The organism is Methyloceanibacter marginalis (assembly GCF_001723295.1).
GTDB classification, from domain to species: domain Bacteria; phylum Pseudomonadota; class Alphaproteobacteria; order Rhizobiales; family Methyloligellaceae; genus Methyloceanibacter; species Methyloceanibacter marginalis.
Genome location: NZ_LPWD01000123.1, coordinates 1 through 9,461, shown reverse-complemented (window position 1 = coordinate 9,461; position 9,461 = coordinate 1). Strand labels below are relative to the sequence as shown.

Annotated in this window: 9 protein-coding genes; 7 read left to right on the top strand and 2 right to left on the bottom strand. The window is 63.5% G+C overall.

Annotated elements, in window-relative coordinates:
• Nucleotides 1–48 precede the first annotated feature (48 nt).
• Nucleotides 49–813 carry a bifunctional demethylmenaquinone methyltransferase/2-methoxy-6-polyprenyl-1,4-benzoquinol methylase UbiE gene (gene ubiE / locus AUC71_RS05615; protein ID WP_069623478.1) on the bottom strand — a complete coding sequence of 255 codons (765 nt, stop codon included), beginning with the start codon at nt 811–813 and terminating at the stop codon, nt 49–51.
• Nucleotides 814–915: 102 nt separating this feature from the next.
• Between ubiE and mutM the strand changes: the two genes are divergently transcribed.
• The 5 genes from mutM to dnaA all read left to right on the top strand — a co-directional run bounded on the left by mutM (nt 916) and on the right by dnaA (nt 5,754).
• Nucleotides 916–1,800 (top strand): bifunctional DNA-formamidopyrimidine glycosylase/DNA-(apurinic or apyrimidinic site) lyase, encoded by an 885-nt coding sequence (gene mutM / locus AUC71_RS05610; protein WP_069623479.1) that lies wholly within the window; start codon nt 916–918, stop codon nt 1,798–1,800.
• Between the two features lie 14 nt (nt 1,801–1,814).
• Nucleotides 1,815–2,633: an enoyl-CoA hydratase gene (locus AUC71_RS05605; RefSeq protein ID WP_069623477.1), complete on the top strand. Its 819-nt coding sequence runs from the start codon at nt 1,815–1,817 to the stop codon at nt 2,631–2,633.
• A 153-nt stretch (nt 2,634–2,786) separates the two neighbouring features.
• On the top strand, nt 2,787–3,053 hold the full coding sequence (gene rpsT, locus AUC71_RS05600; protein ID WP_069623476.1) for a 30S ribosomal protein S20: 267 nt from the start codon (nt 2,787–2,789) through the stop codon (nt 3,051–3,053).
• 680 nt (nt 3,054–3,733) lie between these two features.
• Entirely contained in the window at nt 3,734–4,180 is a 447-nt protein-coding gene (locus AUC71_RS05595; RefSeq protein WP_069623475.1) for a rhodanese-like domain-containing protein, read from the top strand.
• 113 nt (nt 4,181–4,293) lie between these two features.
• Nucleotides 4,294–5,754, top strand: a complete 1,461-nt coding sequence (gene dnaA / locus AUC71_RS05590) for a chromosomal replication initiator protein DnaA (protein ID WP_083238125.1) — start codon at nt 4,294–4,296, stop codon at nt 5,752–5,754.
• 53 nt (nt 5,755–5,807) lie between these two features.
• On the opposite strand, the gene AUC71_RS05585 is transcribed toward dnaA, so the two are convergent.
• Nucleotides 5,808–6,665 carry a carotenoid biosynthesis protein gene (locus AUC71_RS05585; RefSeq protein WP_069623473.1) on the bottom strand — a complete coding sequence of 286 codons (858 nt, stop codon included), beginning with the start codon at nt 6,663–6,665 and terminating at the stop codon, nt 5,808–5,810.
• Nucleotides 6,666–6,973: 308 nt separating this feature from the next.
• Between AUC71_RS05585 and dnaN the strand changes: the two genes are divergently transcribed.
• Together dnaN and recF are read left to right on the top strand one after the other, a co-directional pair.
• Nucleotides 6,974–8,089, top strand: a complete 1,116-nt coding sequence (dnaN, locus tag AUC71_RS05580; protein ID WP_069623472.1) for a DNA polymerase III subunit beta — start codon at nt 6,974–6,976, stop codon at nt 8,087–8,089.
• A complete protein-coding gene (gene recF, locus AUC71_RS05575; protein ID WP_083238124.1) occupies nt 8,086–9,279 on the top strand; it encodes a DNA replication/repair protein RecF in 1,194 nt (397 codons plus the stop codon). The genes dnaN and recF overlap by 4 nt, the downstream gene beginning before the upstream one ends.
• Nucleotides 9,280–9,461: the final 182 nt, after the last annotated feature.

The window sequence follows — 9,461 nt, the reverse complement described above, 5'->3', positions numbered from 1 at the left end:
CCGCAAGGGGGAGGTATGGAGTCAGTGTCGTCATCAAATGCCTACGTATCAAATTCGCCAGCCCGAATGGATGGCGGCGATGCCACCTGTCAGGTTTCGATAGCCCACCCGCTCGAAGCCCGCATCTCTTATCATCTCGGCCGAAGCTTCCTGATCGGGGAAGCGCCTTATGCTTTCCACGAGATAGCGATAGGACTCCGCGTCACCGGCGACAAGGTGGCCCAAGCGCGGGATGGCGTTGAAGGAATAGGCGTCATAGAACGTGTCGAGAAGCGGCATCTCCACGGACGAGAACTCCAGGCACAGGAACCGGCCGCCGGGCTTCAAAACGCGAAAGGCCTCCGCCAGCGCCCGGTCGATATGGGTGACGTTGCGGATGCCGAAGGCGATCGTATAGGCGTCGAAGCGCCCGCTCTCGAATGGCAAGGCTTCGGCATTGCCTTGCACGAAGGTGAGCGGTCCTCTGCCTTTGGCGCGGGACTTTCCGGCCTCGATCATCTCCTTTGAGATGTCGCAGATCACCGCGCTGCCGCCCGGCCCCACCGCATCAAGAAAGCGGAAGGCGATGTCGCCGGTGCCGCCCGCCACGTCGATAAGCGCGAACGGCGTTCCGCTCTTCGGCGGCGCCAGCATGTTGATGAACTCTGCCTTCCACAGCCGGTGCAGGCCGCCCGACATCAGGTCGTTCATCAGGTCGTAGCGGCTGGCGACCTTGGAAAAGACTTGGTTCACAAGGCCTTGGCGGTCACTTTCGGGCACGTTGGCAAAGCCGAAGCTGGTCTCGGCGTCACGGTTCTTGAGGTCCTCTGACATGGCAGCGGACAATAGCCTAAGCCCCCAGTTCAGGCTATTGTTGCAGTGCAATGAGACTTGTTCTGCGCTGCACTATGCAGACACGCCAACCATTTGGACGCCATGCCGGAACTGCCTGAAGTGGAGACCGTGCGCCGGGGGCTTGAGCCCATTCTCGTGGGCAACGCCTTTGCCCGCGTGGAGCAGCGTCGCCCCGATCTGCGCTTTCCGCTGCCCAAGCGTTTCGGAGAGCGCCTCGAGGGCCGCAGGATCGAGGCGCTCGACCGGCGGGCCAAATATCTGCTCGCCCGGCTCGACGACGGCGAGGTGCTCGTCATGCATCTCGGCATGACGGGCCGCTTCGCCATCGACAAGGCGAACGGCACGGGGGCCGCCCCCGGACGCTTCGCGCACCCTCAAAAGGCCGTTCCGAAGCACGAGCATATCGTCTTCCATCTCGGGGACGGGTCGGCGATCCGCTACTCCGACGTGCGCCGCTTCGGGATCATGGATCTGGTGCCGGCCGCGACGCTCGAGAGTCACGCGCTCTTCAAAGGCCTTGGCGTCGAGCCCCTTGGCGACGACCTCACCTCCGAATGGCTCGCGGGCAGGCTAAAAGGCAAGGCGACCTCGATCAAGGCCGCCCTCCTCGATCAACGGCTGATCGCGGGTCTGGGCAATATCTATGCGTGCGAGGCGCTCTATCGGGCGCGCATCTCGCCACTCAAGCTCGCCGGAACGCTCACCACCAAATCCGGCAAGCCAACAAAAAAGACGGAAGCGCTCGTCGAAGGGATCAAGACGGTGCTGCAAAGCGCCATCAAGGCCGGCGGATCGTCCTTGCGCGACTATCGCCACACGGACGGCCGGCTCGGACGGTTCCAGCATCGGTTCAAGGTCTATGGCCGCGCGGGCAAACCCTGCACGCGGACCGGCTGCGGCGGCATCATCCGCCGCGTGGTTCAAAGCGGCCGTTCGACCTTCTTCTGTCCAACCTGCCAAAAATAAGGGAACGCAATCATATGTATGTCGAAGAGATCGCACGGGGCGAAGAGGCGCCCGGAGCAAACCCCTATGAAACGCTGCTGGTCACCCGCGAAGGCAAAGTCGGGCTCATCACGCTCAACCGGCCGCAGGCACTGAACGCGCTGAACACGCAGCTCATCGCCGAGCTCAACCAAGCGCTGAAGGCCTTCGAGGCCGATGCCACCATTGGCTGCATCGTCATCACCGGCAACGAGAAGGCCTTCGCCGCCGGCGTGGACATCAAGGAGATGCACACCAAGACCTTCGTGGAAGCCTATGGCAGCGACTTCCTGGCCCCGTTCGACAAGATCGGGAATATCAGAAAGCCCATCATCGCCGCGGTGGGGGGCTATGCGCTGGGCGGCGGCTGCGAGCTCGCCATGAGTTGCGACATCATCCTCGCCGCCGACACCGCCGTGTTCGGCCAGCCCGAAATCAATCTCGGCATCATGCCGGGCGCCGGCGGCACGCAACGTCTGACGCGCGCGGTGGGGAAGGCCAAGGCCATGGAGCTTTGCCTCACGGGCCGGATGATGAAGGCGGAGGAAGCCGAACGGGCGAACCTGGTCAGCCGGGTCATCCCGGCGGATGAGCTGCTCGAAGAGGCCATGAAGGTCGCCGACAAGATCGCCAACCTGTCCCAGCACGCGGTGATGATGATCAAGGAAGCGATCAACCGGGGCTTCGCCACAACGCTCGCGGAAGGCACCCGCTTCGAGCGCGGCCAGTTCTACTCGCTGTTCGCCACCGAGGACCAGAAAGAAGGCATGGCGGCCTTCATCGAGAAGCGGAAGCCCGCGTTCAAGAACCGCTAGGGGTACCCTCGCATATGGGGCGGGTCAGCCTCCCGCCCCTGCCCAGTTGACGCTTTGGGGGGCGCTCGCTATAGAGCAGCTCAAATTTCGCGTTCTTGCCGCGTTTTCCGCGTGCTTTTCCGCGAACCGAAATCCGCCTCAAGGACCCTACACATGGCCAATACGAAGTCGGCGAAGAAAGCCGTTCGCCAGATCACCCGCCGTACCGCCGTCAACAAGGCGCGGCGCAGCCATATGCGCTCTTCGATCCGCAAGGTCGAGGAGGCCATCGCGACCGGCAACAAGGAGGCCGCCCAGGTCGCCCTGAAAGAGGCCGAGCCGGTCATGGCGCGCACCGCCCAGAAGGGCATCCTTCATCGCCGTGCCGCGTCCCGCAAAGTCTCGCGGCTCTCCAAGCGCGTCGTCGCCATGGGTGCGTAACAGCGCAATTTGGACGCCAGCAGCGCCCATTTGGGATACATAGCGGCGCGCCAATGGGGTGTCTCGCTGCGTTGCCTAGCGCGATGGAAGCGCTCCCCGGCTTTCCCCGACACAGAGTTTGTTGCCTTTGCGCCACAGCGTTGCGCGGAAGCGCTGACGTGCGCGCGAGCGCGGCATGTCAATTCTACGACTATATCAATTGCTTGACGTGCGGCGGGCCCGGCGGCGGGCGGCTAGTTTTCCACCGGCTACCCCCTGGGAAAAAAAAATTGAGGCAAGGCATGGGGCAAAAGTCCCCATTTGGTCGCGATTTCCTCCCAAACGCGGTCGATTCACGCTTTCGACACAGAGGCTTGGGCGCGGGCACTCGTCGTGCCGCTTACTGATCAATACTACCATTTGCACCCCCTTCGTTCGCTTGATTGGCGGGGTTTGCGTGTGTATAGTCTGGTTAACCGAACGGGGAAGTCCCCTCCTTACAATTGAGTATCTTGCCCTTGGCCGTTGCCAGGACAGGTTTTCTTTGTCTTCGCAGTAAGGAGGGATGAACTTCTTGTGGAATTCTTATGCGTAAGCTGTGAATATTGTGGGTGTAAATTGCGTCAGGTCACCACGTATTGTCGTCAGCGCAGAAACTGTTCTTATAAGGTGCTGACTTTTTTGGGGGAGGAGGCTCGATCTTGGGCGCGCACTCCGATGAAAACGCGGTCGATGAGGTCGATGTGGCAACGGCCTGGAAGGGCCTTCAGGCGAACCCTCGAGCGCAACTTGTCGATGTGCGAACCCGCGCGGAGTGGACCTATGTAGGGATTCCCGATCTCGGGCCTTTGGGCAAACGGACTGTCCTCGTGGAGTGGCAGACCTTTCCCGATCAGTCCGTGGATCCGCGCTTTGCCGAACGCCTTGCCAACGAGTTGGAGGCGCTCGGTGTCCAGTCAGACGACGACCTGTTCTTCATTTGCCGTTCGGGAAGCCGGAGCCTGGCCGCGGCCAAGGCAATGGCGGCGGCGGGGTATGGCGCTTGTCATAACGTCTCGGAGGGGTTCGAAGGCCCGCTCGACGACGCGCGACATCGCGGCACCCTACAAGGTTGGAAAGCGATCGGACTGCCCTGGCAGCAAGGCTAGGGGCCGGTCGACGGGACGGTTGTGGCTGTCCGCGTCTATATCAGTTGGCTGCTCAAGTTGATGCGTGCGGTGCGTAATGGCGCGACAAAAAATGAATAGGAAAGAAAAACACCGTGGCAGAGGCACAGGCACGGGCTCCACACGCAGAGCCCCAGCAAGAGGAGCAGTGCGCGCCGAGCAGCGCTTGGGCGCGGGTAAAATCGCGGTTGCGCGGCGAGCTGGGCGAGGACGTCTACGCCAGCTGGTTTAGGGGCGTGGAGATCGAAGAGGTGGACGGCGGCATCGTCCATCTCAGCGTGGCCACCCGTTTTTTACGAAATTGGCTCAAGACGCATTACTACGACTCCGTCTTGAAGCAGGCGCAAGGCGAGTGGCCGAGCGCCGAGCGGGTCGAGTTCACCGTGCGGCAGCCGCATTTCACCATCGAGCCGCCCAAGGAAACGCCCTGCGCGCGTCAAACTCCATCGCCGGCGGCGACCGACCGGGCGCAGCTGCCCATGCCGCTGCGCACGGGCTATGAGGGTTTCGAGGGTTCGCCGCTCGATCCGCGCTTGAGCTTCGCAAGCTTCGTCGTGGGCAACTCGAACAAGCTGGCGCACGCCGCGGCGAAGCAAGTGGCCCATGCCTCGTCGAGCCCGCAGTCTCCGTTCAACCCATTGTTCCTGCATGGAAATGTCGGATTGGGAAAGACGCATCTCCTGCACGCCATCGCCTGGGAGGTGAAGCAGCAGAACCCCGAAGCCGAGGTGCTTTATCTCACGGCCGAGCGTTTCATGTCCGGCTTCGTGCAGGCCTTGCGCGCCCGCGATGCGCTCGCCTTCAAGGAGAAGCTGCGCAATATCGACATTCTCCTGATCGACGACATGGAGTTCCTGCAAGGTCCGACCATCCAGCAGGAGTTCTGCCACACGCTGAACTCGCTGATCGACGGCGGCAGGCAGGTCGTGGTCGCGGCCGACCGCGCCCCGACCCATCTCGACAAGCTCGACATGCGGATGCGCTCGAGGCTCGGCGGCGGGCTCGTGGCCGAAATGAAGACCATGGACTACGAGCTGCGTCACAAGATCCTGGAGAAACGCGCGCAAGAGGCCTGCGCGGAGACGGCCGGGCTCGAAGTGTCGGATACGGTATTGGCGTTCCTGGCCGAGCGGCTGACGGAGAGCGGGCGCGAACTCGAGGCGCGGTGCATCGTTTGCGGGCGAGCTACCAGCTCACCGACGAGCCCGGTCACCATCGCCGGGGCCGAGCAGATCGTGCGCGATCTCATGCGGGGCACGGAGCCCCGTCGGGTCCGCATCGACGACATCCTGCGGACCGTGTCCAAGCATTACGGGGTCAACCGCGGCGATCTCCTGTCGGGGCGGCGTAACCGGTCGATCGTGCGGCCGCGGCAGATCGGCATGTACCTTGCCAAGCTGCTCACCTCCCGGTCGTTGCCCGAAATCGGCCGGCGCTTCGGGAACCGCGACCACACCACCGTGCTGCACGCGATCCGCAAGATCGAGCAGCTCATGACCGACGACAACCAGCTCCGCGAGGAGATCGAGCTTCTGAAGCGCCTGCTGCGCGACTAGAGGGAAAGGCGGGAGGCGCCTTGTCTGGACCAAGGCCTCTCCCGCCGCTTTAGCTAAGCCTGCTGCGAATGGCGTTCTGCCGTCACCGCGGCGGCGACGGCCGCAAAGGCTCCCATCACGAAGATCGCGACGAGGGCCGCGGTGGTGTAGATGTCGCCGACACGCCAGACAACGCCGGCATGATCGGTGACCGTGCCTCCGGGTGCGCGGGTGAAGGCAAGCACATAATAGAGCGCCGTTGCCGTGTAGAGTCCGATGGCCTGAAGCGCATAAGCCTTAGGGCGCTCAGGCGGGGCAATGGGCACATCCCACCGGCGGCAATAGAGTGCGAAGAGCTCGAAGAACAAAAACACGGTCAGGAACCAACCAAGGAAATTTACGAACGGCACGCCGAAATAGCCGCCGCCGTCGAGCCAGATCCAGCGCTGCTGGACCGTCGAGGCGAGCGGGTCGCAGGTAAGATCCCAGGCCACCATGACGAAGGCGGCGACGACGGGCAACGTGATCACCCGAAGAGCAGGGCGTGGCCCCTCAAAGTCCCAGAGGATCGCGCGCGCGACGGTCCACGACACGTAGCCCATCCCGAAATACGCCGCGAAGACCTGGATGGGGACGAGGAACAGCTTCGGACCCAGGATCTCCGTGTAGTAGTAGTGACCGAACGGAAACCCGGTCATGATGCTCATATTCTCCATCGTGTTGCTGACGACGAAGCAGACCACGACGAATACCGCGAAGCTCCTCGCCGTGTAGGTCTGAAGACCGTGGACGAAGGCGAAGATGAAGGGGAGGAATGTGATGATCGCCGCGGCCACCGGAAGCGGAATCGCGTCAGGCATGAGGGCGCGGATTATCTCCACCGCCGCGTAGAGGATGAGCAGCGCCCACGACAGGCGATTGGCCTGCAACATGTCGTTCCTCCGAGCCTGTTTATCCGATTAAATGCACGATTCGGTACGGGGCCGTAAACCAACACCCCCGGCCGCGCTCACCGGCGATCCAATGCCAACGAACGACTATCGCGACTCTGGCGGGGCCGCCGGACAGGCTGGATAGGCCCGTTCGTGCCCCTTGAAATATGACCCCCGTCACGGCAAGGTCTTGCCGGGAGTTCTTAGCTTCTCACCCAGGTGTCCGCACGATTTCCACCGGGGCTCAAAGCCTTGGGCCGGGGCCGGATGCACAGGTGAAAGCGTCAATTTCGGGGTATCCTCCAACCATGCGCCTTACCATCGACAAGCCCGGTCTCGCGAAGGCGCTCGCCCATGTGGCCAGCGTGGTCGAGCGGCGCAACACCATTCCCATCCTGTCGAACGTGCTGCTCACGGTCGGCTCGAATACGTTGAAGCTCACCGCGACCGATCTCGACATGGAGCTCGTGGAGACGGTGGGCTGCACCTCAAAGGGCGACGGCGCCGTCACCGTGCCTGCGCATATGTTCTACGACATCGTGCGCAAGCTGCCGGACGGCGAGATCGAGCTTAGCCGCGACGCCGAGCAGGAGCGGCTGGTCATGACCAGCGGCCCGGCGCAGTTCTCGCTCCAGACGTTGCCCGCGGACGATTTTCCGGAGCTGTCGATCGAAGATCTCGGCTATGCCTTCACCTTGCCTGCCGCCGACCTCAAGCGCCTGATCGAGAAGACGCGCTTCGCCATATCCACGGAGGAGACGCGCTACTACCTGAACGGCATCTACCTTCACCAGGCGGAAACCGACGGCAAGGAGACCTTGCGCGCGGTCGCCACGGACGGGCACCGGCTGGCGCAAGTGGAGCTGCCGCTTCCCTCGGGCGCCAAGGGCATGCCCGGCGTGATCGTGCCGCGCAAGACGGTGACGGAACTCTCCAAGCTCGTGGAGAACGAGGATGGCGAAGTCCGCGTCGAGCTGTCGCCGTCGAAGATCAAGATCTCCGACGGGCGCGTCGTGCTCACCTCGAAGCTGATCGACGGCACCTTCCCGGACTATGAGCGGGTCATCCCGCAAGGAAACGACAAGCGGCTCGAAGTGGACAACGCCAGCTTCGCCCAGGCCGTGGACCGCGTCTCGACGCTCTCCAGCGACAAGGGCCGCGCGGTGAAGCTCGCGCTCAGCGACGGCAAGCTGACCCTGTCGGTGAACAACCCGGAGTCAGGCAGCGCCACGGAGGAGCTTTCCGTCGAGTACGGCTTCGATCCGCTCGAGATCGGCTTCAACGCCCGCTATCTGCTCGACATCTCGCAGCAGCTCGAAAGCGAAGCGGCCGAGTTCCTGCTCGCCGATCCGGGCTCGCCCACCATGGTGCGCGACGTGAAAGATCCGTCGGCGCTCTACGTGCTCATGCCGATGCGGGTATGAGCGCAAAGCCGCGCGAGCACGATATCGACGACGCGCAGACGTCCCCAACCGGCCTCGAGCGGCTTGCCGTTCGCACGCTCAAGCTGACCGACTTCCGCAATTATGCGCAAGCGCGGCTCGATCTCGACGCGAGACCGGTGGTGCTCGTGGGCGACAACGGTTCGGGCAAGACAAATCTCCTCGAAGCGGTGTCCCTGCTCGGCCCGGGTCACGGCCTGCGCGGACGCCCCTACGCGGAGCTCGCGCGCAAGGACGGCGCCGGAGGGTTTGCGATCGCCGCGACGGTTTCGACGCGACACGGCGAGGTCGAAATCGGCACCGGCTTCCTGCCGGGTACGCGCGAGGAAGGCGCGGGCCGCACCGTGCGCATCGCCGGGAAGGACCGCAGCACGGGCGCGCTCGGAGACTACGTCAAGCACGTGTTCCTGATCCCCGCCATGGACGGGCTGTTCACGGGCGCGGCCTCGGAGCGGCGGCGCTTTCTCGACCGGCTGGTGCTCGCCATCGACCCGAAGATGCGTACGCCGCTGTCCCGGTACGATCGGGCCATGCGCCAGCGCAATCGTCTGTTCCAGCTGCGGGAATATTCGCGCGCCTGTTCGAGGGGCTTGAGGAGCAGATGGCGGAAGCCGGCGTGGCCATCGCCGCGGCCCGGCTCGACGCGGTCGGAGCGGCTGACGGCGCTCATCGAGGAGACCCAGGAGGCCCGTGGCCAAGGCCCCTTTCCGCACGCTGTGCTGGCGCTCCACGGCACGCTCGAAACGGAGCTTTCGACCCGCCCGGCGACCGAGGTTGAGGACGTATTCCGCATCCTTCTGGAGGAAGGCCGGGAGCGGGATCGTGCGGCGTCGCGCACCCTTGAAGGAACGCATCTGAGCGACCTATTAGTGGTGCATGGGCCGAAAAACGCGCCCGCCGCCCAGTGCTCCTCGGGGGAGCAAAAGGCTCTCCTTCTCGGCCTCGTCCTGGCCAAAGCCGAGCTGATCAAGACGCTCGAAGGCACCGCCCCGCTCGTCCTGCTGGACGAGGTCGCGGCGCACCTGGATGCAGCCCGCCGGGAGGCGCTTTTTGGCGAAATTCTGCGGCTTGGAGTCCAGGCCTGGATGACTGGAACAGACAGAGAACTTTTTTCGCCGATTGCGCAAGATGCCCAAATCTTGGCGGTGAATCGGGGTAGTATCGATACGTGAATCAGGGGGCCTCTCGGGGCCCTCGGCGGAAGACCTAAAACCACCTTCAAAGACACCTCAGGGAACCATGACACCAGCTGCCAAACGCAAGGCTGAAGCCGCTGCCGATTACGGCGCAGAGTCGATCAAAGTGCTGAAGGGGCTCGATGCCGTGCGCAAGCGGCCGGGCATGTATATCGGCG

What these genes read in the sequence shown, in the direction of transcription:
- ubiE (WP_069623478.1), bottom strand. Translation starts at nt 813, where the DNA reads ATGTCAGAGGACCTCAAGAACCGTGACGCCGAGACCAGCTTCGGCTTT.
- mutM (WP_069623479.1), top strand. Translation starts at nt 916, where the DNA reads ATGCCGGAACTGCCTGAAGTGGAGACCGTGCGCCGGGGGCTTGAGCCC.
- AUC71_RS05605 (WP_069623477.1), top strand. Translation starts at nt 1,815, where the DNA reads ATGTATGTCGAAGAGATCGCACGGGGCGAAGAGGCGCCCGGAGCAAAC.
- rpsT (WP_069623476.1), top strand. Translation starts at nt 2,787, where the DNA reads ATGGCCAATACGAAGTCGGCGAAGAAAGCCGTTCGCCAGATCACCCGC.
- AUC71_RS05585 (WP_069623473.1), bottom strand. Translation starts at nt 6,665, where the DNA reads ATGTTGCAGGCCAATCGCCTGTCGTGGGCGCTGCTCATCCTCTACGCG.
- dnaN (WP_069623472.1), top strand. Translation starts at nt 6,974, where the DNA reads ATGCGCCTTACCATCGACAAGCCCGGTCTCGCGAAGGCGCTCGCCCAT.
- recF (WP_083238124.1), top strand. Translation starts at nt 8,086, where the DNA reads ATGAGCGCAAAGCCGCGCGAGCACGATATCGACGACGCGCAGACGTCC.